The 25856-nt window shown below is 47.8% G+C and carries 24 protein-coding genes; 10 read left to right on the top strand and 14 right to left on the bottom strand.

Going from position 1 to position 25856, the window contains the following annotated elements:
- Positions 1 to 54: 54 nt before the first annotated feature.
- Positions 55 to 966: a glycosyltransferase family 9 protein gene (locus AC5JBY_RS19010; protein WP_495906222.1), complete on the top strand. Its 912-nt coding sequence runs from the start codon at positions 55 to 57 to the stop codon at positions 964 to 966.
- Here the strand turns inward: AC5JBY_RS19010 and AC5JBY_RS19005 are convergent.
- Positions 941 to 2074 carry a glycosyltransferase family 4 protein gene (locus tag AC5JBY_RS19005; RefSeq protein ID WP_495906221.1) on the bottom strand — a complete coding sequence of 378 codons (1134 nt, stop codon included), beginning with the start codon at positions 2072 to 2074 and terminating at the stop codon, positions 941 to 943. The two genes, AC5JBY_RS19010 and AC5JBY_RS19005, sit on opposite strands and share 26 nt — an antisense overlap.
- A 57-nt stretch (positions 2075 to 2131) precedes the next feature.
- Between AC5JBY_RS19005 and AC5JBY_RS19000 the strand changes: the two genes are divergently transcribed.
- Entirely contained in the window at positions 2132 to 4597 is a 2466-nt protein-coding gene (locus tag AC5JBY_RS19000) for a glycosyltransferase (RefSeq protein WP_495906220.1), read from the top strand.
- A gap of 32 nt (positions 4598 to 4629) precedes the next feature.
- Here AC5JBY_RS19000 and AC5JBY_RS18995 read toward each other — a convergent pair whose 3' ends face one another.
- Both AC5JBY_RS18995 and AC5JBY_RS18990 read right to left on the bottom strand, forming a co-directional pair.
- Entirely contained in the window at positions 4630 to 4887 is a 258-nt protein-coding gene (locus tag AC5JBY_RS18995) for an acyl-CoA-binding protein (protein ID WP_495906219.1), read from the bottom strand.
- Between the two features lie 51 nt (positions 4888 to 4938).
- Positions 4939 to 6147 carry a T9SS type A sorting domain-containing protein gene (locus AC5JBY_RS18990; protein WP_495906218.1) on the bottom strand — a complete coding sequence of 403 codons (1209 nt, stop codon included), beginning with the start codon at positions 6145 to 6147 and terminating at the stop codon, positions 4939 to 4941.
- A gap of 239 nt (positions 6148 to 6386) precedes the next feature.
- Here AC5JBY_RS18990 and AC5JBY_RS18985 point away from each other — a divergent pair, with 239 nt between their 5' ends.
- The 4 genes from AC5JBY_RS18985 (at position 6387) to AC5JBY_RS18970 (ending at position 10613) form a co-directional block, all read left to right on the top strand.
- Complete coding sequence (locus tag AC5JBY_RS18985) at positions 6387 to 6887, top strand: hypothetical protein (RefSeq protein ID WP_495906217.1); 501 nt, start codon at positions 6387 to 6389, stop codon at positions 6885 to 6887.
- A gap of 119 nt (positions 6888 to 7006) precedes the next feature.
- Positions 7007 to 8800 (top strand): translation elongation factor 4, encoded by a 1794-nt coding sequence (gene lepA / locus AC5JBY_RS18980; RefSeq protein WP_495906216.1) that lies wholly within the window; start codon positions 7007 to 7009, stop codon positions 8798 to 8800.
- 70 nt (positions 8801 to 8870) lie between these two features.
- Positions 8871 to 9938 (top strand): hypothetical protein, encoded by a 1068-nt coding sequence (locus AC5JBY_RS18975; RefSeq protein WP_495906215.1) that lies wholly within the window; start codon positions 8871 to 8873, stop codon positions 9936 to 9938.
- Positions 9939 to 9968: 30 nt separating this feature from the next.
- Positions 9969 to 10613, top strand: a complete 645-nt coding sequence (locus AC5JBY_RS18970) for an SHOCT domain-containing protein (RefSeq protein ID WP_495906214.1) — start codon at positions 9969 to 9971, stop codon at positions 10611 to 10613.
- Positions 10614 to 10615: 2 nt separating this feature from the next.
- On the opposite strand, the gene AC5JBY_RS18965 is transcribed toward AC5JBY_RS18970, so the two are convergent.
- The 9 genes from AC5JBY_RS18965 to AC5JBY_RS18925 all read right to left on the bottom strand — a co-directional run bounded on the left by AC5JBY_RS18965 (position 10616) and on the right by AC5JBY_RS18925 (position 18556).
- Positions 10616 to 11638, bottom strand: coding sequence for a hypothetical protein (locus tag AC5JBY_RS18965; protein ID WP_495906213.1), 1023 nt, complete (start codon positions 11636 to 11638; stop codon positions 10616 to 10618).
- Between the two features lie 83 nt (positions 11639 to 11721).
- Entirely contained in the window at positions 11722 to 12279 is a 558-nt protein-coding gene (locus AC5JBY_RS18960) for a D-glycero-alpha-D-manno-heptose-1,7-bisphosphate 7-phosphatase (RefSeq protein WP_495906212.1), read from the bottom strand.
- Positions 12280 to 12281: 2 nt separating this feature from the next.
- A complete protein-coding gene (locus tag AC5JBY_RS18955) occupies positions 12282 to 12983 on the bottom strand; it encodes a nucleotidyltransferase family protein (protein ID WP_495906211.1) in 702 nt (233 codons plus the stop codon).
- A complete protein-coding gene (locus AC5JBY_RS18950; RefSeq protein WP_495906210.1) occupies positions 12983 to 13561 on the bottom strand; it encodes a D-sedoheptulose-7-phosphate isomerase in 579 nt (192 codons plus the stop codon). The genes AC5JBY_RS18955 and AC5JBY_RS18950 overlap by 1 nt, the downstream gene beginning before the upstream one ends.
- 25 nt (positions 13562 to 13586) lie before the next feature.
- On the bottom strand, positions 13587 to 14606 hold the full coding sequence (locus AC5JBY_RS18945; RefSeq protein ID WP_495906209.1) for a GHMP family kinase ATP-binding protein: 1020 nt from the start codon (positions 14604 to 14606) through the stop codon (positions 13587 to 13589).
- 54 nt (positions 14607 to 14660) lie between these two features.
- Complete coding sequence (locus tag AC5JBY_RS18940; protein ID WP_495906208.1) at positions 14661 to 15812, bottom strand: glycosyltransferase; 1152 nt, start codon at positions 15810 to 15812, stop codon at positions 14661 to 14663.
- Between the two features lie 4 nt (positions 15813 to 15816).
- Positions 15817 to 16761 carry a glycosyltransferase family 2 protein gene (locus AC5JBY_RS18935; RefSeq protein ID WP_495906207.1) on the bottom strand — a complete coding sequence of 315 codons (945 nt, stop codon included), beginning with the start codon at positions 16759 to 16761 and terminating at the stop codon, positions 15817 to 15819.
- A gap of 1 nt (position 16762) precedes the next feature.
- Positions 16763 to 17278: a DUF4199 family protein gene (locus AC5JBY_RS18930; RefSeq protein ID WP_495906206.1), complete on the bottom strand. Its 516-nt coding sequence runs from the start codon at positions 17276 to 17278 to the stop codon at positions 16763 to 16765.
- A 12-nt stretch (positions 17279 to 17290) separates the two neighbouring features.
- On the bottom strand, positions 17291 to 18556 hold the full coding sequence (locus tag AC5JBY_RS18925; protein ID WP_495906205.1) for a dihydroorotase: 1266 nt from the start codon (positions 18554 to 18556) through the stop codon (positions 17291 to 17293).
- Positions 18557 to 19026: 470 nt separating this feature from the next.
- Between AC5JBY_RS18925 and AC5JBY_RS18920 the strand changes: the two genes are divergently transcribed.
- From AC5JBY_RS18920 to AC5JBY_RS18905, 4 genes are all read left to right on the top strand, one after another.
- Positions 19027 to 19770, top strand: a complete 744-nt coding sequence (locus AC5JBY_RS18920) for an RNA polymerase sigma factor (protein WP_495906204.1) — start codon at positions 19027 to 19029, stop codon at positions 19768 to 19770.
- Entirely contained in the window at positions 19767 to 20999 is a 1233-nt protein-coding gene (locus AC5JBY_RS18915; protein ID WP_495906203.1) for a FecR family protein, read from the top strand. Before AC5JBY_RS18920 ends, AC5JBY_RS18915 begins: the two co-directional genes overlap by 4 nt.
- Before the next feature lie 285 nt (positions 21000 to 21284).
- Complete coding sequence (locus AC5JBY_RS18910; RefSeq protein ID WP_495906202.1) at positions 21285 to 21548, top strand: hypothetical protein; 264 nt, start codon at positions 21285 to 21287, stop codon at positions 21546 to 21548.
- Between the two features lie 62 nt (positions 21549 to 21610).
- Positions 21611 to 24577, top strand: a complete 2967-nt coding sequence (locus tag AC5JBY_RS18905) for a SusC/RagA family TonB-linked outer membrane protein (RefSeq protein WP_495906201.1) — start codon at positions 21611 to 21613, stop codon at positions 24575 to 24577.
- Positions 24578 to 24603: 26 nt separating this feature from the next.
- Here AC5JBY_RS18905 and AC5JBY_RS18900 read toward each other — a convergent pair whose 3' ends face one another.
- Complete coding sequence (locus AC5JBY_RS18900) at positions 24604 to 24915, bottom strand: hypothetical protein (RefSeq protein ID WP_495906200.1); 312 nt, start codon at positions 24913 to 24915, stop codon at positions 24604 to 24606.
- 114 nt (positions 24916 to 25029) lie between these two features.
- Positions 25030 to 25815: a 5'-nucleotidase, lipoprotein e(P4) family gene (locus AC5JBY_RS18895; RefSeq protein ID WP_495906199.1), complete on the bottom strand. Its 786-nt coding sequence runs from the start codon at positions 25813 to 25815 to the stop codon at positions 25030 to 25032.
- Between the last annotated feature and the right edge of the window lie 41 nt (positions 25816 to 25856).

Genomic DNA, 25856 nt, shown 5'->3' with positions numbered 1-25856 from the left:
TAAACGTAAATAGAAAAATGTTGCCGGTAGTTTTATATTTTTACCGGCTATAATATGATGAAGATCTTATTGATCAAAACAGGGGCCGCTGGTGATGTGGTACGCACCACCACCTTGCTGCGGGTATTGAAAGGCGATATTACCTGGGTTATCGACAACCGGTACCGGGAAATTCTGCCCGATGGCCATCCGACATTGCAGCGTATCCTGGCGCTTGACGAGGCTTACGACATACTGAAAAACGAATCATTTGACCTTACTGTTTCATTGGAGGAAGATATAGCCTGTGCTCAACTGGCCAGCGCTATTCCTACCGGCCGGCTGGTAGGCATTTATTGGGCAGAAGAGGCCATCCGGTATACCGGTGAAGGGACTGGCTGGTTCGATATGAGCCTCATCTCCAAACTGGGCAAGAAAGCTGCCAATGCGATGAAGGCAGCCAATACGCACACTTTTCAGTACTGGCTTTTCCGGATGCTGGACCTTCCTTTTCAGGGCGAGCCGTACTGCATTTACCACAACGATACCATTATACGGGAAAAGGGATTGGTAGGTATTGAAACAAGAAGTGGCAACCGATGGCCCAATAAATCATGGACGGGTTATCAGGACCTGATCGATCAATTAACGGCCAATGGCTATCGTTGCCAGGTATTGACACAGCGGGAAAAGCTCCGTGATTACCTTGATGATATTGCCCGTTGTTCTTACCTCGTTTCGGGCGATACGCTGGCCATGCATGTAGCGCTGGCTTATCAGGTACCCGGTCTTGCGATCTTCAATTGTACCAGTCCCGTTGAGATCTATGATTACAACCTGTTGCAAAAAATAGTAAGCCCACTGCTGCAGCAATCTTATTACAGTCGTGCTTTTTCGCCCGAAGTGGTGGCATCTGTTTCTCCTCAATCGGTGCATGAGCTGATGGTAGCTCATATGGCTTCTATGAAGGAAGGGCAAAAAGTGTAGGATTCCTCGAACGTACTTTCTCTATCGTGTATTCTTTTGAATTGTTGAGTGCCTGTTGCTGCAAGGCTTCATAGCGGGCAGGCTCCTGCTGCAGTGTTTGCAGGAAAGGGATGATCTCGGTTACTGTCTCGTAGGTAATGCTACTGCTGGTTAATGAGGCCGGCACTTGCAGGGTTTGCGGGATGATGAATGGCTTGGCATGCTTGATCACATCGAAAATATTGCCCGATGATTTGGTTAGGCCGTATACTTCTGGTATGTCGTGACAGATAGCTGTATTGACTACCGAGGGTATAAATATAAAGTGTGCTTCGTTGAGCTGGCGGTCAAATTCTGCCTGGTCTACAACCCGGGTATTATAAAACTGGATACGGGTATAATAGGTAGGGAAGTGGTCGGCCTCTTTGATAATGTTCCTGCCATATTCATCCGAGTAGCCTCCCAGGATGGTGAGGTGGAGGGGAAATTGTTTTCTTTCTGCCTCCTGCACCAGGGCCCATAGCTGGGTGTAATCACGGCGTTTTTTGTCGATGGTGCCGGGAACAACAAGATGGACGTACTGGGTATTGGTGGCTGCCTGCTGCAGACCATCGAACACAGCGCCGGGCACATTGTGGATATGGGTGTGGCCACCGGATTGTTGAGACAGGTAAGGCACCATAGTGTCAGACACTACGTTGAACTCTTTCACCCAGCGGATCAACAGCCGCTTGCCGATGTGGTGGACCATCTTGCGGATGTTTGACGATGGGGTAGAGTGGAACAGGCAGTTGATGTCGTGCACGGTGATGACGATCCGTGATGATCGCAGCAGGCGGATCACTAGGGCAAACAGGATATGGTTGGAGCTGATGGTATTGATGTATAGAATATCCGGTTGCAGTTTTTTAGCGTGCCGGTAGAATTGCCAGAAGAAGGAGAGTCGTGAGATGCCTTTGCGTAGTACGACCCATTGAAAGCGGGAAGCGGCGGTGCCAAAGAGGTCGGCAAAGCGTTTGTGGGTAGGCGGGTCTGTATATACATAGATTTCGTTATCGGGGGTGTCGAATAGTTTGATAACAGGGTAGGCGCCTTCAAAATGTTCTGTCTCGAAAATTCCTATTTTCATGAATGTGTGTTGTGTGCTATGTTTGCAACCTGTGCTACGGCTTAAAAAGCACCCTTATTGGCAAACTTAAAGAAAAATCTGGCTTATAATTTCCTGCTGTCTATCAGCCAGGTGCTCATTCCCTTCGTTTCTATTCCTTATATCGCCCGGGTGCTGGACCCTGAAGGTATTGGCCGGGTCAGCTTTATCGATTCGTTCACTTATTACTTTCTCATTATTGCCGAGTTTGGTATTGTGGTGTATGGCGTCCGGGAAGTGGCGCGCACGCAGCACGACGCTTTGCAGCTGCGCAAAACGGTATCGGAGTTGCTGGCGCTGCACCTCATCAGTTCTTCGGGTGCGCTCTTATTGTATGGCATCACGGTATATGTGTGCTGGCAAAATATCAATGATGTAAGGTTGTTGTTGTTCTCTCTTTCTTTCCTGCTGGTCAACTTCTTTGCCTGTGAGTGGTACTTCTGGGGGCGGGAGCGGTTCAGGTATATCACTATCCGGTCATTGATCACCCGGTTGCTGGGGCTGGCTTCCATCTTTGTATTGATAAAGCAGCCGGATGACTATTACCTGTATTATGGCATTATGGTGGGCGCGGCTATTGCTAACCTGCTCTGGAATATGTATACTTTATTCCGGGAAGTACCGGTGAGTTTTAAAGGGCTGAACTGGAAACAACATGTACGTTTTAGCAGTGTGATCTTTATACTTAGCCTGTTTTCCGGCATCACGTTGCTGCTCGATAATGTGTTGCTGGGGCTGGTAAGCACAACGGCTGCTGTGGGACTATATGCCTATTCCATCAAGTTCGTGCGCATCGGGTCGGCGCTGCTTACAGATATGTTCCTCGTATTGTATCCGCGTACGGTGGCGTTGATGCAACAGCAGGATAAGGCTGCGGTGCAACGGGCGGTGCTAAAATCAGTACAGCTGGTCACGCTGCTGGCCATTCCTGCCGGCATGGGTATGTTTCTGCTGGCCGATCCGCTGGTGCAGTTGTTCCTGGGTGATAAATTTCTGGCAGTACGGGAGAATCTGAAGATCATAGCACTGCTACCATTTATAAAAGCTTACAGCGTGTTGCTCAGCAAGCAGGTGCTTATTGCCAATGACCGGGAAAAGCTTTTCCTGCGCAGTGTCATTGTGGGCGGGGTATTGTTTATAGTACTTACGCTGCTGCTGTCTTATTTTTATCAGGATAAAGGGGCTTGCATTGCTATTATGATAGCCGAAGGGGTGATCATGGGGTTCAATTATTATTATGCAAGGCAAACGGCGCCTTTCCTGTCGTTGTTTCACTGGCGCACTGCCGGTGAAGCGCTTACCGGTTCGCTCCTGTTTATTCCCATCGTATGGTTGGTTGAAAGGATCCATGCATCGCCTGCTGTAGTTTTAGGTGTTGCCGTTGCCAGCTGTATTACTGTATATTTTCTGTTTCTGTTGTTTATATTGCGCAATGCCTTCGTGCGATCGGTCGTCATGACAACACGCCGCCAATCAATCTATTTTCTGCAAGAGCATTTGCACAGGCAAGTGGTCCATGGTGGCATTGGCAATATCGATGCGGAAAAAGTATTGCTTTCCAAAGGTTACCAGCCGTTGAGTTTTCCCTGTATAGATGATTTCTCGCTGCTGGCGAAGTGGAAACGTTGTTGGTTTTTACTGGTCACCTGGCTCACGCTGCCTGCGGGTGCCTCAGTAGTATTTCAATTGCCATTGTACCCGCGCATGTCTCAATGGCTCCTTCGCTTACTGGCCCGCCGTAAAAGTATTAAGCTCATTGGTTTTGTTGCCGATATAGATGGCCTGAAAGATGGTGATGAAGGTGTACTGCAAAGCGAAAAGAAATTATTGCGCTTATGCTCTGCGTTCATCGTGCACAACCAGGCGATGGAAGATTGGTTAAAAAGTTTTATCCCTGGCAAAATGATCGAACAGATTGAATTTTTTGATTTCCTCGCTACGCCGGTTCGCAGGGATCGGCACAGTGAATATGAAGTAGTCTTTGCCGGTAATCTTGCCAAAAGCAAGTTTCTGTTACAGTTAGGGGAACTGCAAAACCAACAGCCGCCGGTACGTTTTGTATTGTATGGTGCAGGCATGGAGCAGGTGACGCATTGGCCCTCAAACGTTGTATACAAGGGTGTGTACGATCCTTATCAATTGCCGCATGCACTGGAAGGTACGTATGGATTGGTGTGGGATGGCGACAGTATCGATGGTTGTGCGGGAAGCCTGGGACATTATATGGCTTATATCAGTCACCATAAATTGTCATTGTACCTTGTAGCGGGCTTGCCCGTCATTACTGCTAAAAAAGCAGCATCGGCAGCCCTGGTAGAAAAATATGGGATCGGGTATGCAGTCGATAACCTGCATGAAATAGCAACGTTGATCAGCCAAACCGATGCAGCCACGTATCAACGTATGGCTCAAAATAGCCGCGCGCTGGCTGCGAAAATAACACAGGGAAAATGTCTCGGTGAGGCTTTAGATAAACTGGAAAGTCGTATGTCTCATAAGCAGTAGGACCTTCATTACCTTTTCAACCTATCAACCTATTAACTTTTCAACTTTCCTATCAGATCGATATAATCCTGCATGGCAGCTTCTTTGGTCTTGCCTTTCAGTCCTGACCATGCTTCGTATTTGGCTTTCGATACAAAATCAAATGGATTAGCAGGTGGGTCTACATTTACGTCGCCTTCTGTGGCTTGTTTGTACAGGGAGTACAGTTGCAGCAGTGTGTCGTTGCTTGGGCGATCGGATAAAGATTTACTTTCCTCAGCAGCTTGTTCAAAAAGGGTTTTCAGGTCCATATTCACATTATGTTTATCGCGAATGTAAGGAAAAGTTGTTAGGCAACATGATCAGTTTTTGACCAATATTTCGGTGTATTGTTTTTGGCCATCTGTCAACGTTGCCAGATAGGTGCCTTTGGGCAACTGGTATATATTAAAGGCTGTTTGCATACTTCCTCTTGCCGGCTTTTGTTGCAGCATCACCATGCCTTGCATACTGCGAATAGTCAGTTGCTCATTGCCGGTGGCCCGCTCATGTTTGATCGTGACGTGCTGACTGGCCGGATTAGGGTAGGCTTTTATATCCACGGTTTCATTGCTGCTTGTATTACGACCACTGGAAGGAGCAAGCGCAAGGGTAGATGCTACGTTAAAGGTTTTGTTGTTATAAGCTACAAAGGCAACATCGCTTTCCCCGCTCAACCGTATCCTGAAATACACCACACGGTTGATGTTGGAGGCATTGATGCCAAATGCGCTAAAGTCGGCGGCCCATAAGCGGAGATCTCTGTCTGTTGCTGTAAATCCACTGACGAGTGTCATGGGTGTTGTGCTGGCATCGTAAAAGTCAGCTGTCCATTTTCCCAACACAGGGAGTGTGTTTAAGTTGATGTCTACTTTATTGCCTACGCGGTTGCCGTTGGCATCTGTAAACTCATAACTGTCCTGGGCACTTGATGGGTCGGCAATCTGTGTGATCAGCAGGTCGGGTATACCATCACCGATCAATTGTGTTTGCATGTTGGTAACGGCAAACATGATCTCACCGGCTGGCAAGTTGGCTACGCCTGTTCCGAGGTTTAGTCCTTTGATGCCATCGGTGAGGTATAAAGGAATGTTATTGGCCGGCTTCGGGTTACTGGCGCCATTGGGTACGCCGTCATACGATGCGGCCAGGCCAATCTTCGTATTGGTGTTGGGAGCAGCAACACTGTGCACAGGCAATGCTTTGTAATCTCCTGCCACGAATGCATCACCACGTGAGGTGAGCAGCGCATCGTTTACACCAGTAGAATAACGCGTGCCATTGTATTTGAAAGCAACCAGGTTGTGGCTGTTCTGTGGCTTCACGGCATTGTTAGCCGAATGTTCACTTTTCCAGTAACCATTGTAGTCGGTCACGAGCTCTGTTACAGTTTGTGCAGTTAAGCTGTTGAATAAAGCAGTTAATGAAAGCAAAAGCATGGCGAGCAGTACGCGCCTGTACAGGAATTGTTCCTGGTAGGCGATACTCACAGTTTTCACGATCACACGTTTTTTGGTACGGAAGGGATTCATAAAGGGTACAAATTGTTCTGGCACTCCTTTTTCAATTGGCATACCTGTTTTATACGGCCTGATTTAAAGGTGGTTACATGATCGTGTTGGATGTAATGTTTCCCAAAAGCTATACGCTTTTCCCGTACCGGGACAAACGCCGGTGCAAAAATGGCTATAAACGGGCTAAAATTTAATTACCAATGGCGTAACAATTATTCCTTACCTTTCTTGTCATTAACACACTCAAAACCAGGTTTATGAAAAGCAGATTCGCAGCCATTGTAATGGGCGGTATTGCTATTATCGCTACCGCTGCTACTATTATCGTCAATGCAGATTTTAAAGGTGAATGGGCCTTTAATGAAGGCAAGAGCAAATTGAGCGAAGGCCGTTTCCGTATGAATGCACAAAAGATCAAGGTATCGGCTGATGGCGATGCACTCGTGATCGAGCGTACTTCCAACACTCCCAATGGTGAATCCATGACCAGTTCAGAGAAGATCACTACTGATGGCAAGCAAACAGAGAGCACAGTATTCGGCTCTGCCAAGAAGTTGTCTACAGCTGCCTGGAGCACCAGCGGTGAAGAGCTGACAATTACTTCCAACACTAAGTTCGAGCGTGATGGCAACGTGTTTGAGATCAAATCTGTAGAGATCTGGAAACTGCTTGATGGTGGCAAAGCTTTGTCACTCGACGTAACTACTACTTCTCAGCGTGGCGAAACGAAGAATACCTTCGTTTACGACAAGAAATAACGCATTCCGCAAGCAAGATAATCAGCAGTCTCCCCGCCCTGGCGTGGGGAGACTTTTTTATGCTTAGACTCCCCAAAATCAACTACTTTTGCACCTCCTAAACAGAGGAAGCAACGTACATGAAGAATATCCGCAATTTTTGTATTATCGCCCATATCGACCACGGCAAAAGTACCCTGGCAGACAGACTGTTACAAGCTACCAATACCATCAGTGAGCGTGAAATGATGGACCAGGTACTGGACGACATGGACCTGGAACGTGAGAAGGGAATTACCATCAAGAGCCACGCTATTCAGATCAATTACAAGCACAAAGACGGTCAGGAGTACATCCTGAACCTGATCGATACCCCCGGTCACGTTGACTTCAGCTATGAAGTGAGCCGTGCCCTTGCCGCCTGCGAAGGCGCCCTGCTGCTCGTTGATGCAACCCAGGGCATCCAGGCACAAACTATCAGCAACTTGTACCTCGCTATAGATAATGACCTGGAAATCATACCTGTTATCAATAAAATTGATATGGACGGGGCTATGATCGAAGAGGTAAAGGACCAGATCATTGAACTGATCGGCTGTAAACCCGAAGATATCCTGCTGGCCAGCGGCCGCACCGGTATTGGGGTAGACGGCATCCTGGAAGCTATCGTAGGGCGTATTCCTGCCCCTAAGGGCAATCCCACAGAGCCCTTGCAGGCCCTGATCTTCGACAGCGTTTTCAATAGTTTCCGCGGTATCATCGTATACTTCCGGGTATTGAATGGCACCATCCGCAAAGGTGATATTGTAAAATTCGTTTCTACCGACCAGGATTACGAAGCCTCTGAAGTAGGCATCCTGAAACTGAAGATGACGGAGAAGAAAGAAGTTGGAGCAGGTGATGTAGGCTATCTGATCACCGGTATCAAGAATGCGAAAGAGGTGAAAGTGGGTGATACCATCACTACGGCTGCTAATCCTACGCAGGAAATGATCAAAGGTTTCCAGGAAGTGAAGCCGATGGTATTTGCCGGTATCTTCCCGGTGAATACGGATGAGTTTGAAGAGTTGCGTGATTGTATGGACAAGCTGCAGCTGAATGATGCTTCGCTGACGTATGAGCTGGAAACCTCCCAGGCCCTTGGCTTCGGTTTCCGTTGCGGATTCCTCGGTATGCTGCACATGGAGATCATCCAGGAACGTCTCGAAAGAGAGTTCGACCAAACGGTGATCACGACAGTTCCCAACGTGAGCTTTATTGCCTACACCACCAAAGGTGAAAAGGTAATTGTAAATAACCCTACCGAGTTTCCCGATCCTGTAAAGACCGACCGGATCGAAGAGCCTTTTATCAAAGCACAGATCATTACCAAGCCTGAATACATTGGTAATATCATGACGCTTTGTCTTGGCAAACGTGGTATCCTCATCAACCAGAGTTACCTCACTACTACACGTGTGGAGCTGGTGTTTGAAATGCCTTTGACTGAGATCGTATTTGACTTCTATGATAAATTGAAGAGCCAGACCCGTGGCTATGCTTCTTTCGATTATCATCCTATCGGCTATCGCGATAGTGATATCGTAAAGATGGACATTCTCCTCAACAATGATAAAGTGGACGCTCTTAGCGCCCTCATTCACCGTGGCCGTGCACAGGATTTTGGCCGCAAGCTGTGTGAAAAGCTGAAAGAGTTGTTGCCTCGTCAACAATTCCAGATCGCTATCCAGGCAGCGGTAGGCGCCAAGATCATTGCCCGCGAAAATATCTCTGCGATGCGCAAGGACGTTACTGCCAAGTGTTATGGTGGTGACATCAGCCGTAAGCGTAAGCTGCTCGAAAAGCAGAAAGAGGGTAAAAAGCGGATGCGCCAGATCGGTAACGTAGAGGTGCCTCAGGAAGCTTTCCTGGCTGTACTGAAACTGGATGATTAATTTCCGGATTTAACATGGTGGATTCAGGATTAGGATGCTGCGTTTTACGGCTGGTTTCCTATATTGCTGTATGCTCAGAACGTTATTGCTGCTGATAACAGGTTTTTTACCATTCCATGTACTGTTAGCTCAGACTACCCGGGATATCCGGTTCAGGGATGAGCCTCCCGGCCAACGTATACAGCATTATTATGTCAATTCCGTTAAGGATGAGCGTACGGATACTTCCAATATCGGTGTGTTGAAGGCCGGTGTATTCAACAAGAAGGAAATTGCCGTGAACCTGGAACATGGTGCAGCAGCTGCTATCAGTTCGTATATTCAAAAAAACTTTCAGCAGGATACTACAGCTTCGGCTGCAGACCTTCGTATTACGGATTTGCAGGTCAAACAATTGCCTGGTGGCATCAGATCTAAAACTGAGCTCTCTCTTACGATTGCTTTTTTCATCAATGGCACAAAGCTGACTGAATACAAGGGGAGGGGAGAAATACAAACGATGGGAGATATGTTTAAGCATATCGAAGATCTGGCTCGTCAGAGCTTGCAGAACAGTTTACAGGAATTCGATACCTGGTGGGGGGCGAACAAGCTTTTATATGCAGCCGATGCTCCCGTAACCCTTAAGGTAGAGATCGATCCTGCTCCCAAAGACCCTAACCAGCTTGGTTATTCCAAAGCCCGACCATTGACGGCTAACGATTTTTTAGGTAAGCCCGATGATATGTCACGTGCGGCTGCAGCCACTGCCGGCGCCATCGGCGTTAAATATGCTTCTATTATTGAAAACGGACGGATTACGGTTCAAGTGGTGATCACTCCTTTTTTTGATAAGCTGAAATCCTGGTACCTGGATAAGCACCGTGATAATGCAAAAGTGCTGGCACATGAGCAACGGCACTTCGATATTGCTGCTATCAAAGCCTGTGAACTGGCGGAAACGATGCGTTTACAGAAGCTTACTAAAAGTAATTACTTCGGCGAGCTGGAATTGATCGCTGCGAAGAAACAACAAGAGACGAATGATCTGCAGTCGCAGTATGATGCAGAAACACGTCATGGCATGAATTCGGCTGCGCAGGAAAAATGGAATAAGCTGTTGCTGGATATGCTGGCGAAGTTGACGTGCTATCAATAAATGATTACATTTAATACCTAAATAATCTCCATGCGTACTCCCTTGCAGAAAGAAGAAAAGATCTTACTCGTCACCCACAGGAGTTGGTTGCAGCTGATCGTTCCAGTGCTGTTGATGCTTGTTGGTTTTGTGGCTTCTTATTTTATTGGCTTTATTCAATACTGGGGATGGATAGCTGCAGTGGCTGGTATCGTTTACTTTCTGTTTGCTTACTGGAGCTGGAAAGTAGATATCTGGGTGGTGACTAATTTCCGCGTGATCGATGAAACCGGACTGCTCAATCACTACGCCAAGGAAAGCCCGCTGGAGAAGATCAACAACGTTTCCTACGATCAGACTATATGGGGCCGCATCTTCAACTATGGCCATGTGGAAATCCAGACTGCTGCAGAAATTGGCGCTACGGATTATTATAATGTTCATCATCCCAAACGGCTGAAAGACACGATCACGCTTGCTCAATCTGAATACAAGAATCTGCAATTGTCCAGCCAGGCACGGCAAATGGCTGCTGCCATGGGCTGGCAATCTACGGCTACTGCCAGTAATGCTACCAGTGGGCATACACCGGGTCAGAACATTGCTTCTGAACTGGAAAAGCTGTTCCAACTCAAGCAGCAAGGTATTATAAGTGAAGATGAATATAATAAAGCCAAGAGTAAATTGCTGGGGTAAGATTAGTTATTGGGTTTCTTCTTAGGTGGTTTTGCAGGTTCGGGCTTTTTGTTGCCCTTCTCCAGGTTACGCCTGGATTGTTCTTCCAGCTGGCGTTCGTTTACGTTGCCGGCATCATCCATAATAATGGCGTCTTTGGGGAAATCACCATCTTTCAACATTTGATTGAATAACTTATCGACATGCACCCACTGGCCATTCTGCCATTTGAAGGCTTCATAGTCTCCATCGGGCACTAAGGTCCATCTCTTTTCGGGCTCGTCGCTTTCTGAAACGAGGTGATCCACCAGTATCACGTCCATTTCAGGATCGTAATTCAGGAAGGTCTTTGCTTCTTTTTTATACTCGATGCTGAACCTTGTTTGCACAGCTTTCTTCACCGAATCATTCTTGTAGGAGAAGAACGGGCCGCCAAATACAGGCTCACCGTTTTGATTAAAGGTCAATACCTCCATCCACTTCTTGTTGCTGTTCACACTGAAATCATCGAAGCCCAGCAGGGTGTAGTACTTCTTTCCATTGTATTCTTTCATAATGATACGGTAATAGAGTGCACCGATCCAGTTGCGAATGTTGCGAACGGAGTCCATCGGATTTTTGGTGAACATAGAGGCATCGAACAAGGGAAACAATTTCAATGATCCATCTTTGGTAGGCACCTGTATGGCTCCTTTTTGATGGTAGACATACTCGTCTTTCTTCATTTGCCAGGTGAAGATGCGGAAGCTGCTGTCCGGCGCGTATAGCCGGGATATATTCAAAGAATCGAATGGATAGTAAAAGGAGTTTTTGGTAACCAATGCCCGTACGAAGGTGCGCACAAACTGGCTATCGCTGCGGAAGCGGTTGGCTGTGATGGAGTCGAACACCATGCGGGCAGAGAATTCCTTCAAGGAATCTTCTTTCTTCTGCAGGATGGCCCTGTCGGCAGCGCTTATTTTTTGGGCCTGCAAGCTGCGGGGGCTTGCCAGGACGGCCAGTATCAGCAGGCTGGCAGACAGATATTTTATTATCCGGTTATTCATAATTATAGTACAATCAACGTGATAAGGAGTGTGGCAAAGGTATGCCAGTACCCCTCAAGGAACGCAAAAGCCGGGCTAAAATTTTATACCAACTGCAAAGCTTTTGCAAAATCGGCTAAATCCAAGACGGCCAAATCGATGGTGGGGTTGGGTAGTGGCTGGTTGGGGTGGGTAGTTTTTACAAATACGGTACGCATGCCGGCATTGCGGCCAAACTCCATATCGCTGATGTTGTTGCCAACGATGAGCGATTTGCGCAGGTCTATTTCGGGGTAATCTTTGGCTGCTTCCAGGGCCATGCCGGGGTTGGGTTTGCGGCAAGCTGCGTCATCGTTCAGCGCCGGGCAGTAATAGATCTTATCGATGCGCCCACCGGCAGCCTGTATGTCCTGGGTCATACGGTCGTGAATATCTTGCAGATCGGCATCTGTCATTAAGCCTTTTCCTATGCCTTTTTGGTTGGTAACAATGATAATAAGACCAAAGCGGCTGGCCAGTATTTTCAAGGCTTCGGGAATGCCATCGTAGAATTTGAACTCCTCATAGTTGTACACGTAGTCTTTGTGCTTCTCGTGATTGATGACGCCATCCCGGTCGAGGAATAATGTCCAGCTGTTGTCGATTTGTGTAAGATCAAGCATAATTAAAAACTCATGGTTCTGAACTCCTGGTTGGCTTTCTCATAGTCGGCTGGTATGCCGATGTCTATGAAGTAGGCGTCTTGTGCCAGGCCATACATGTTGCGTTGAGCGTATAGCTTTTCGAGATAATCTTTTTCAAAGGAGAACTTTGCGGGCAGTGTCTCCTGTAAAAAGGACGCCACGTTCAGGGCATATACGCCACCGTTGATATAGCCGGATTCGTAATATTGTTTTTCCCGGAAGTCGCTGATCCTGTGATCTGCTGCCAGTTCTACAACGCCATACCGGTCGAATTGCTGCATAGGCTTTAGTGAAAGCGTGCAATCAGCTGCATGGTTGTTGTGAAAGGTAGCTAATTGATCAAGTTGAATGGTGAAGATCGTATCTCCATTTAGTACCAATACTTCTTGCTGTTGGGCTTTGCTGCAGGCCAGTTTAATAGCGCCGCCGGTACCCAGGGGTTCTTCCTCAATGGTTGTTTGTATATCGAGGTGTGGGTATTGTTCCTGCAGGAATGCTTCTATCGCTTCATGCATGTAGCCCAGTGAAAAAATGAATCGTTCTATCCCTTGTCTGTGGAAATAATCGATCACGTAAGCCAGGAAAGGTTTACCGGCTACCGGAGCCATACATTTAGGCAGATCAGGCACAGCGCTCCGTAAGCGGGTACCTAATCCCCCGGCCAGTATGATACACTCTTTCATTATGCTCCGAAGTATTGTTCTTCTACCAGTTCACAAATGATATGGCCAAGCATGATGTGGCTTTCCTGGATACGGGGCGTATTTTTGGAAGGCACATTGATGAGGTAATCACTGAGGTCTTTCATCTTACCGCCAGTCTCTCCGGTAAATCCCACCGTAACGATGCCTTTTTCACGGGCCACTTCAAATGCTTTCATGATGTTGACAGAGTTGCCGGAAGTGGAAAGGCCTACCAGGAAATCCCCTTTTTTACCAATGCCTTTTATCAGGCGGGCAAAGATCACATCATAGCTGTAATCATTGGCCACGGCTGTCATATAGGATGTGTTACAGTGCAGGGCTTCTGCCGGCAATGCTTCCCGGTCTTTATAGAAACGACCGGAGAATTCAGCCGCGAGGTGTTGTGCATCGGCTGCGCTGCCGCCATTACCACAGAAGTAAATGTGGTTGCCATTTTTCAGAGCAGCTACCATCGCTGTTACCACTGCTTCTGTTGTTTTCAATAACGCTTCATTCTGCAGTACGCTGGTTTTAACAGCTATGGATTCGCTTACGATCTTTTTTATTCTGTCTTGCATATTTATAATGATAAAGGATTTACTATTAAATAGTCCAGGAGGTCATTCCATGTTGGATGAACTGGTAATGTTTTACTGCTCCCCCGAATTTGGACAAAGTTTCGATCACTGCATATTTTGTATTGCCGGGACAATAAAAGGTCATGAAGCCCCCGCCTCCGGCGCCTGATATCTTGCCCCCGGTGGCGCCTGCTTTTTTAGCCGACTCGTAAATGTCATCGATCAGGGTGTTGGAAATGCCTTCAGCCATTTGTTTCTTCTGGCGGAAACCAAAGTCGAGGATGTCCCCGATCTCATGTACTTTGCCTTTCAACAGGGCTTCTTTCATCAGCTGTGCCTGGTGTTTGAGCTGGTGCATGGCTTCGATACTCTTCTCCTGTTTGTTTACCACATTCAGGCTCTGCTTTTCAATGATCTTCGCAGACTCACGGCTGGTGGAGGTATAGTACAATACCAGGTTGTTTTCCAGTTCAAACAGGTATTGTTGTTTGATGCGCAAAGGGTTTACGATCACTTTATCATCGGCGTAGAACTCCATGTAGTTCACGCCGCCGAATGTGCAGGCATATTGGTCCTGCCGGCCACCTGCCATGTTCAGGTCTTTTCTTTCTATTTCATATGCCAGGTGAGCTACATCGTATTCACCGAGGGGTAAACGCAGCATCTCGGCAAAAGCGCCAAGAATAGCCACCACAAGGGTAGAGGAGGTGCCCAGGCCCGATCCTGCAGGCGCATCTACAAAGGTAGACAGCCTGAAACCGGTAAGCGGAAATGTATATTGTTCCTGCAGCCTGTTGTAAACTCCCTTCAGCAGGTCCAGCTTGCCATCGAGTGGCAGACGGTTGGTAAGCTCAAAACGTTGTTCTTCCTGCCTGTCCATCGCTTGCAGGATAATCACGTTTTCGCTCAGCGGTTCGATATTGGCATACGCATAGAGTGATATGGTGGCGTTGAGGATGGCCCCGCCATAAAGGTCGCAATAGGGGCTTACATCGGTACCGCCGCCAGCTAATCCAATTCTTAAAGGTGCTTTGCTCCTGTACATTGGTTTACTCCTGTTTTTTCCGCTGCGAAGATGCGAATAAAATGTATAATTCTGTCATGCCGGCGTTTTTGTTGCCGCCAGCCCGAGGATGGTCTCTACAAGGTTGTGCCAGGAGTATTTTTCTTTTTCCTGCTTCAGCTGTGGAATGAAGTGTTGTTCGCCTATTTCAAAATAACGTATGATGGCGGCAGCAAGTGATGCCGGCTCAGGCTCACATACAAGCCCTACCTGTTCATGCGGCACCAGCGCAGGCAATGCGCCTACATTGGTTACGATCATGGGCTTCTCGAAATGATAGGCCAGTGGCGTTACGCCGCTTTGGGTGGCGTTGCGGTATGGCTGTACGACGCAGTCGGCCGAGCACATATAATATTTTACTTCGCTATCAGCAATGAAATCTGTGCGCTGGATAAGCATATCCCCGATGCCCAGTTGCTTTATCTGTTCGTGGTAAGCTTTTGCATCGTCGTAAAACTCTCCGGCTATCAGAAGTTTGATGTTTGAAGTGGGCGCTTTTTCCTTCACGATCTTCATGGCATCCAGCAGCAGGTCGAGCCCCTTGTATTTGCGGATGAAACCAAAGAACAATAGTATTTTATCTTCCTGCGGCAGGCCAAGGTGCTGCCGTGCAGCTGCTTTGGGTACTGCTTCGCCAAAGTTGTCGTACAATGGATGGTTGACGAGCTGGGCGGGTTTGGTTTGTTCAAACTGACGCAGGTCTTTCATCACTTTTTCGCTCATGGTGATGAAGGCGTCGCAGGTCTTCAGGAAATAACGGGTGAAGGGAGTATCACCGGGCCGCTTTTCATGCGGAATGATGTTGTCTGTTAGTGCTATGACGCGGGTATGCTTGTTTTTTTTCACTTGGCGCAGAATGGTGCCAAGGGCTGGCCCCATCAACGGCAACCAATAGCGCACGAGTATAACGTCCGGCTTGATCTTTTTGAGGGTATTGCCTACCTGCCACCAATTGAACGGATGAATGGAATTGATGACTGAGTAGATCTCTATACCTGCAGGCGCCGGCTCAGATGAATATTGCGTGGTGCCCGGAAACATGAACGAAGGGTATTGCAGGGAGAAGGAGTAGATGGAACAGGTATGCCCTTCGTCTATGAACTGTTTACATAAACGCTGGTTGAAGGTGGCTAAGCCTCCCCGCAGGGGATGGCCGGGACCAATAATGACTACTTTTTTGTGCGCCATGCAATTATTCTATTCCTAATTTCTTTTCGATCAGGTAAGCATTCCGGCCAGGTGCATTCCGGGCGATCAGCTCACCCAAAAAGCCTGCCATGAATAGCTGTGTACCTATTACCATGCTGGTTAATGATATGTAGAAAGGTGGGCGATTGGTAAGGCCTTTCGTCGAGTCGACAATCTTGCCAATGACTAATATCGCAATCATGGCAAAACCGATGAGGAAGAAGATTGTTCCTATCAATCCGAAGAAGTGCATGGGGCGTTTACCATATTTGCTGACAAACATGATGGAGGCAAGATCGAGGAAGCCATTCACAAAACGCTCCCAGCCAAATTTGGTAGTACCGTATTTACGTTTGCGGTGCTCTACTACCTTTTCTCCTATTTTCCGGAAGCCAGCCCATTTGGCCAGTACGGGAATATACCGGTGCATCTCGCCATATACTTCGATGCTCTTGATCACCTTACGCCTGTAAGATTTAAGGCCACAGTTAAAGTCGTGCAAGTGTATTTTGGATATGCGGCGTGTGCTCCAGTTAAAGAAGCGGGAAGGGATATTCTTGGTCAGGGTATTGTCGTATCGCTTTTTCTTCCAGCCGCTGATCATATCGTATCCGTCTTCTACGATGAGGCGACGGAGCTCGGGTATTTCATCGGGGCTGTCCTGAAGATCAGCATCCATGGTGATCACCACATCGCCCAGCGCAGCTTTGAAGCCTTCGTTGAGCGCAGCTGATTTCCCATAGTTGCGTTGGAAACGGATGCCTTTGATATTGGGATTGCTGGTACGCAAAGATTCTATTACGTCCCAGGACTCATCCGTACTACCATCATCTATCAATATTACCTCATACGAAAGGTTATGTTCCTTCACCACCCTGTCTATCCAGGCACACAGTTCCGGCAGTGATTCTGCCTCGTTCAATAAGGGTACGACAATGGTGAGATCCATATTATTGGTTAAAGGAATTTTCGAATGGTGGCCTCTTTTTGGTAACTGCTGCGCCAATAAGGGCTGCGATAGCTCCGGAAATAACATACCAAAAGAGGAGAATGAATATCATGAACATGGTAAAGTTCTTTTCAAACCATTGTATGCCCTGTTCTATCTGATTGGGGTCTGCATTAGGGTTTTTGACCGCTTCGATCCTGGCTTGTTCAACGAACTTTTCTTTTATATCGGGGAATAAAAAGCCTTGAAGAATCGTATACCCAACCATCAAAACAGTGATAACGGCTACTATTTTAAATCCATATCCGAAAAGCCCTCCAAAGGTGGCCTGGTATCCGGTTTCTTTTCCATGGTTGAGGATACCCCAGATAATAGCACCTCCAAAAATGGCTATGCTAACGTATTGGATCCATCTTTCGGTATATAGATTGGCAAAGTATATAACTAATGCCAGCACAATGAGTACCAATGAGGCGAGTAGACCTATTGTAACTGCAGATGTAGTTTTCTTTTCCATATCAGGTTTGTTTTATTGGGTTAAATGTACGCGATCTCCATTAACAATACCCCTTACTGCTCCGGTTAATGTTTTACCGATGAATGCAGAGTTCTTAGACTTCGACTGGAAACGTTTTGCATCTACTGTAATTGTCCCGGCGGGATCATAAAGCGTGATAGTTGCTTTGGCACCCTTTTGTATGGAAGCTGCTTCAAGCCCAAATATTTTACGGGGATTGAGGCTGAGTAATTCCACCCACTTGCTTTCCGGTACTTCGGGCATCGCCGTTTTCAGGACAGCATAAGTGGTTTCCAGACCTATCATCCCATTTTTTGCATATTCAAACTCCAATACCTTGCTGTCGAACTCATGTGGCATGTGGTGTGTAGCAATACAATCGATGGTGCCATCGAGCACTGCTTTTTTCAATGCACTCACTTCTGTTGCTGTGCGCAAGGGCGGATATACTTTCAGGTTGGTATCGTATTGCAGTAGGTCGGCATCTGTAAAGAACAGGTGGTAGGGTGTTACGGAACAGGTAACGGCCAAACCGCCTTCTTTAGCTCTCCGGATATAATCGAGCGAACGGGGAGAGGTGACTCCTGTAAAATGCAGTTTGGAGTCGGCATAGCGGGCCAGTTTGATGTCTCTGGCCACCAGCAGTTCTTCTGCCATCATGGGTTTGCCGGGCAAGCCCAGTTGGGTAGATATGATGCCTTCGTGCACCAGTCCGTTGGCGCCTACGCTTTTGTCGTCGGGTATCTGGATCACTACACCGTCGAACGCTTTTACGTATTGCAGTGCTTTCACCAGTAGCCCGGCGCTTTGGATGGGATGGAGGCCATCGCTGAAGGCTATGGCTCCGCTGGCACGCATATCATACATTTCAGCCAGGTCTTTTCCTTCGGCTCCCCTGGATACGGCTCCGATGGGGTGCACGTTGACCGGCAGGCTCTTTGACTTTTGTTTGATGTATTCGGTCTGAGACTTGTTGTCTACTACCGGCTTGGTATTGGGTATCACCAACACGTCGGTATAGCCTCCGGCAGCCGCGGCGGCAGCGCCTGTTTCGAGGGTCTCTTTGTATTCGTATCCCGGGTCAGCAAACTGGGCAAAAATATCTACCCAGCCCGGCGACAGGGTCAGGCCCTGACCAGCAATTACCTGGTCCGCCTTTGCCTCTATGCGGGGTTGAATATCTTTAATAATGCCGGACTCAATAAGTATATCCTGCCTGGTTTCGTGAAAAGGAGAGGATGGATCGTTAATGTAAGCCTGTTGAATGAGCAACACCATTGTTCAAAAAATTGAGCGAAGTTAAGGTATTACTGCTAATGGGTTGGGTAGCGTTGAAAAAATGTTGATTATCAAGCCTAAGAAGCCAATTTCGCCCTTCTGCCTTATTCTTCTTCTTTTTGGGCTGAGGTAGGGCTTTTCTTAAAAATAGGTCCTTGCACATGGTTAAACACATTTTTCTATTCGTTATACCATACGGAGGACTAAGTCCAATTTAAGGAATACAAACCAGTACAGAGCGACAATTCCTCGCTCATGCAAGGAGGCAACTATTTTCAACGGAGGACGAGTAATCGTTCTCCGTTTCTCAAATCGGTTTAAAGCCCCGTCATTTATTCAATAGTGCCGAGAGGACTCCAGGGTTCTTATTTGTCATTTTTTCTTCATTTTGATTTTTGCTGCCGGGACAAACTGAACAACTGTTCGTTTGTTGTAATAGGGACATTATCCTGTTTCAACCAACTGCTGTTATGAGCAAAAACAACCTTCATCCTGTACAAGGGCCTAACGACCAATGGCTCATCGATATCTACAACGAAGAATTTACCAGCCTGAAAGGCTTCGCATTGAAACTTACCGGCGATGAACTGGAAGCCGAAGAAATTGTAGGCCATAGCTTAGCTAAGCTTGCCGAGAAAATAAATGATGCACCGGGCCATATTACCAGTTATACCCACGCTAAAGCTTACCTCGCCACCATCGTCCGCAATGCCTGTTATGATTATCTCGCAAAAAGGGGCAAGGTTACCCAGCTCGAAGCAGCGGAAGCCATTCCCGATGAAACTTTATTGTTGGAGCTCGAAAAACGGGATTTCCGGGAGCATCTGCTGACCCTCATCGAACAACTTCCCGACCAGCTGCGTGAGGTAATCAACCTGTTTTTTAGGGAAGGCTGTACGATCGAAGAAGTAGAGGAACGCCTGGGGCTCTCCAAAAGCGTCATTTATGTATATAAGACGAGAGCCATCAAACGGTTACGCGAAATAATGGATGGCCCACCCTCACCACCTTCCGATCCGCCTATTCCACCTGTTGCACCAACTTCTCCTGCATCGCCTGCCGGCGATCTGCTTCCTCCCTCTACTGGTGGGGTGTCTGCCCGATTCAGATCCCTGTTCAGTCACTCTGGAAAAAATATTTTGAGCAGCTTGTTAAGAAAGTGTTTCATGCGGAGTATTACCTATAAGAGCATCACGATCATTAAAACCTTATGATGAAAAACCTTCAGCCAAACCTGTTCTTGATTTACTATAAGCGTAAAGACAGCATGCCGCTCATGCAGGATGAGCAGCATGCCTGGGAACAGTATCGACTGGAACATCCGCAAGATAACACGATAGATGAAGAGGCTATAGAACGACAGGCGCGTGATGAGCAAAAAAAACTACCTGCGGAGCAATACTTAGCAAAATATAAAGTTCAACCGTTAAGCCTTCCTTTTCCTAAGCAGAAGCAAGATGCTACTGTCCTCGTACGCAACTTACGTCGCATGGCAGTAGCCGCTTCTTTTGCAGCAGCCCTCGTGGGCGCCTGGTGGTTCTCGCCCCTCCACAAAAGTGGAAGGGGTATTGAACCTGGTTTTGCACAGGCAACCCTGCAATTGGCCGATGGCAACACCCTCGCGCTGGACACTGTTACACAGGGACTGCTGGCACATCAGGGTAATGTCGATGCCCTCAATGAACAACCTGGCATACTACATTATCAATACATTCCCGGCAACACACAACCGGCAGCAGGCTGGAACCGTCTCGAAGCTCCGAAGGGAGGAGAATACCAACTGGTGCTGGCCGATGGCACTAAAGTGTGGCTCAACGCTGCTACAGTGCTCCGTTATCCCACTACCTTTGGTGCAGGAGCCAGGGAAGTCGTACTCGAAGAAGGAGAAGCCTTTTTTGAGGTCACCAAAAAAGCCGGTCAACCATTTGTCGTTATTATAAGCTCAGCGTCCCCCATCCCCCGTTCCTCCCTACCGGGAGGAAACGGCGGGAGCAATAACCCCCGCATTGAAGTATTGGGCACGCAATTCAATGTAAAAGCCTATAAAGCAGAAGCCATCACGACCTCCCTGGTGGAAGGATCTGTGCGGATAATGCAAGGCAATCAACAACAGGTACTCACACCCGGGCAGCAGGCGATCATCGATAACCAGGGAACGCTACGCATAGCGAATGCCAACCTCAAAGACGTGACTGCCTGGAAAAATAAATACTTCTCCTATACCAATACAAGGCTTTCGGAGATCATGGCGGCTGTGCAACGGTGGTATAATGTAGAGGTATCCTATAGTGATCCTTTAAGTGACGATCGTTTTTATGTTGATGATTTTCCGCGTAGTAAACCAGTCGATCAACTACTGGATAACCTCGCGGCATCACGTTTGGTCCATTTCGAAATTAAAGGTCGCAAGATCTATATCAGCAAAAAATCCAATGTCCCATAATCAAATTCAAGTAGTAACCATTATGGGAAATAGCTGAAAACTGGTTAAAGCTCATACACCGTTACCGGGTTCCTTAGCCCATCTTATTCTGCCAGTTGCAACGGTGGTTGTTTCCCCACATACCTGCATTAATGCCTGCAAAGGTGGCAACCGGTTATTTTATCTGGTTGCCTGTTAAACTTTATCCTTCGATGTGAATTGTATTACTATTGTACCATGTGCACAGGTAAGCGTACAGGCTTACCTGGCACACATGGTGATTGTTGACCTCTAAACTGCTTAGTGATGCTGAAAAAGCAACGTGTAATTGGGTGTTGTCTCATTGTATTGTTTTGCGGGCTGCTGACCAACCAATCACAGGCGCAATTGGATACTATGAAAACACTTTCTCCTCATTGGGAGGCTGCGCCCATTGATTCCTTAATCCGGTATGTAAGGCGACATGCTGGTTTTCGTTTCATCATTAGCTCGGAGGTAATACAAGGTCTTGGTTCCATTACCTACTACGGGCAAAACGTACCGCTCTACAAACTGCTCGATACTCATTAGGCAGGCTGGGCCTGGGACATTCCTTTGACAGCAGCCTGACCTATATCCGTTTGCATAAAGATGTGAGCCAATTACTCCTTTATAATCGGGCTGATACCCTGGTCGGCAGGATCACCGATGAAAATAATAAGCCACTGGATGGGGTATCTGTAAGAAATGCTGCGAGTAACAGTTTCGTTATCACTTCCTACGAAGGTATCTTTAAACTTCCCTGGCCACCAGGCAGTAAAGAGGTGGAATTTACCTATGTCTCCTACGAAAAAAAGTCGCTTCGTGTAACTGATCCAAATGCTTTTCTGGGTGTAACACTGAAACCTGCCTTTGGCGCCCAGGAGGAAGTCGTTACCATGTCCTATTACCAGGTTACACGGCGGGATAATACAGGATCCAATTTTAGGGTACGCGGGCAGGAGCTTACCAATGGTAGCAATAATCCGTTCAGTGAGCTATCAGGCAGAGTGCCAGGACTCACCAGCACACTGTCTGGTGGTGCACCCGGCGCAGCTTCCCGCTTACAGATCAGAGGAAGGCAAAGTATAGGTACTGTGCCGGGCAACGACAACCAACCTTACAATGATCCCCTTGTGGTGATCAATAAGATACCTTTCGCTGGCAGCAAACCTGTTTCTCTACTGCCTTCTGCAGCAGGCGATCCGCAGGGTGGTGGGCTTTCAGGAGGAGGCATTAGTGCACAGGCGGCCATCAATCCGGCAGATATTGAGACCGTCGATGTTTTGAAAGACGCCGATGCTACCGCTCTGTATGGTTCGGGAGGCGCCCATGGCGCCTTACTCATCGCTACCAGGATGGGCAGGATAAGCAAGCCGACACTTCGATTCAATATACAAAAAGGCGCTGTTGCCAGTACGTATGTACCCGAGTTGCTCGATAACCGGGAATATACCGCTATGCGCAAAGAAGCCCTCGCGGCAGCCAATCTGCCGATTAACCAGTCTACTGCGCCTGACCTGCTCCGGTTGGATACCAACAACTATATCAACATTCCACAATTGCTTGCAGGCAATACAGGACAGCTGATCAATGTAAATGCTTCTTTGCAGGGAGGAGACACTCTTTTGCGTTATTACCTGAATGCTGGTTATTACCGCGAATCTTCGGTTATGTCTAAATCCTTGCCACAACAGCGTTTTACCAGCCATGCCAATATCAGGTACATGTCGCCCGGGCGTCGCTTGCAGGTAGATGTTTCTTTGCTCTACAGTCATCTTAATTATAATTCGATCGCATCTGATCCGATACTATATGCAGGCAAGTTGGTGCCGTTGTTGCCGTCCCTGCGGGACGAAAATGGCCAACTCGTATGGATGTACAACAGCTTTGATTTCAGGAATCCATTGGGCCAGTTTGAAAACAGCAGCGATACCCGCATCAATACTTTCTCGGTCGGTTTGCAGGGGAGCTACCAGTTGGGAAAAGGCCTGTATTTTCGAACTACTTTGGGTTACCAGTCTTTGCCTGTAAAAGAAGAATTAACACTACGTATGGCAGCAGGCTACCCGAATAGTGAAAGAGCTGTTGCAAGCAACAAGTTGCAGAGTATCATTGCCGAGCCACGCTTGGAGTATGAGCATAAAACCGGCAGTTATTTTCAATGGGGAGGCTTGCTCGGCGGCACGGTTCAAAATGAGATCAGGAAGTGGATGGTAACGCGATATGATGGATATGCCAACGATTCCATGTTGGGTCTGCCCGGCATCCCGCCGTCCGAAAGAAGCTGGGGTGATAATACCTACCGGTTCCGCGCCCTGTATAGCCGCTGGCATGCAGATTGGGACAAACGCTATTTTATCAATGCCACCGGCCGCCTCGATGCTTCGTCCCGCTTAGGACCAAAGCGAAAGACGGCTTTGTTTTGGGCTCTTGGCGGGGCCTGGGTATTTTCTGATGAAAAATGGTTTCGTTCCTTCGAGCGGCTCGATTACGGTAAGCTCAGGGCGAGCTACGGCATTGCGGGCAACGATAACTACGCTAATTATGGTTTCGAAACCAGGGCTTATTGGTTGTCCCGTCAGCAGGATCCTGATAGTGTTGTAATGCTTTCCCCTTTTCAACAAGGCAAACCCCAACTTGAATGGGAAAAGAATTATAAACTGGAAGTAGCCCTTGAGCTGGCAGCTTTCCGGTCCTTGCAGTTCAATGTGGCCTGGTATCGCAATGTGACTTCCAATCAGTTGTTGACTATCCAACAGTCAGATACTCCTGCTATCGTTAACTGGCCCGCCAGGGTGTTGAATACCGGCTGGGAATTCTATTTGCGTTACAACATTGGTCAGGGCAAAAAAATAAGTTACACCAGTACATTGATGCTTACCCTTCCGCGCAACCGCTTACTATCTTTCCCTGGACTTGATACCAGCGGTTATAGGAACTCACTTATTGTGGGACAGCCATTGAGTGTACAACGTGGCTTTCAGTTCGAGGGAGTAAATCCCGCTACCGGTTTATTCATCGTGCCGGCGAATCCCGATACCATCATCACAGGTCATTGGGAGCCGCAAGCCTATGCCAGCTGGTCGCAGGAGTGGCGGTTAGGCCGGTTCTCTATTGGCTTGTTCATCGAGGCCAGAAAGCAGCAGACACTGCATCCGCTGTATTATGTGTATTCAAGTGGTGGCGGCCCCGGGCGATGGTCTGCGGCGCAACAACAGCAAACCAATCAACCCCGTACGGTATTACAACGTTGGCAGAAACCAGGTGATATGGCGCTCTTGCAGCGCTTTACGGCATCCAATAGTCCGGACGTACAAGCGGCCATCAAGTTTTTCCGGCAATCCTCCATGATGATGGCTGATGCCTCCTTTTGGCGCATCAGGAATTTATATTGTGCGTGGGAGTTACCAGAAAAATGGTTGAAGGCGGCGAAGCTTTGCGAAGGACGTATATACCTGCAAGGGCAAAATCTCTTTACAGGCACACATTTCCGGGATGGCGATCCCACGATTCAGTTTTCAGGGAGGCTATCGGCACAGCGGGTCATTACTGCAGGTGTGCAGGTCGCTTTCCAATAGCCTCCTGAAAACATGAGCGTTAACAATTAGGGCAGGTCACTGTAGATGATGGCGATCGGGAAAAACAGGAAAAAGCCATACTCGTACTCGTGGAGTCCCCAGGCCGGAGTGGCACTGAAGGTGTAGCCTGGGTGGGCATTGCGCAGGCGTTGCATTTCTCCGTTTACAGTGTTCGTGGTACCTACGGGATAATACGCATCGTAATCGTAGTACCAGGTGTAAATAAATAGGACTTTGGAAGTGGCTGGTGCGGCGGGTTGTGGGGTGGCGGTCATGGATTGGCCTGGACATAGCGCCAGCAGCAGGGTAATGATACCCAGGGAGAGTGCTTTTTTCATAATAAGGAGGTTTAATGAATGAATAATCCTCCATCATTGCGCTGTATACAATTTAAATCATTTATTTGGTGTATTCGGGGTAAAAAACATTGATAGAAGTCAAAAACCTAATACTTAATAGCCTGTTAATCTCGCCTGACGCTTTGCTTCTTTCTGTGCGGGGCTGAGGTTGCGCTCGTAATCGTACAGGGCGTTTTCCCATTCGCCGTAGATGGCATTGGGCAATACGATGAACTTGCGACCCCATTCGTCTTTTATCTTGTCTGCTTCTTCTCTTCTGATGTCGATCGATTTCTTTTCAAATGCTGTAGTAAAATCGGTGAGGTTGTCGCCTAATAGCATCACGATCTCATATTCCTCCATTACTTTCTGCCGCCTTGCTTCTTTGGATGAGGTGTTAAGGAGAAACAGCATGTGGGCGGTATCGGCGTCGGGTAATTGTAGTTGTTGAAGATTCAGTAAGGTGCTGGTAATCTCACTGGTGTCGCGGTTGCTGATGTAAAAGATGCTGAGACCTTTTTGTTTGGCCGCTTGCAAAAAAGCTACGGCACCCGGAAGGGCAGTAGCTGCAGAGCGGCTGGTCCATTGTTTCCATGCCTGGCTGCTGTATTCTTTTCCTTGTTTGATGAGCTGGGCTTCGCTGTAGCTGTTGTCGAGAATGGTTTCGTCGAGGTCGGTAACGATGGCCAGTTTCTTTTTGCGGAGTTTTCGTTTGGGTATTTCCTGCAGGCGCAGGTGTGCCAGGTTGAATGCCTGGTAGCATAAGGCCCTGTATTCGGCGGCTGTTTGCTGGAACAGCACAGGATATGACTTGATGCTGGTAGCCGGCACGGTGGTTTCCTGTGCAGACAATGCCTGAACGACTATCAGGCCAAATAGGAGTGGCACGAGTTGTTTCATAGCCCAAATGTAACTTGTTTGGACTATTGGAGGGGATGTAA

The organism is Paraflavitalea sp. (assembly GCF_059502485.1).
This window is presented reverse-complemented; position numbering and strand designations above follow the sequence as displayed.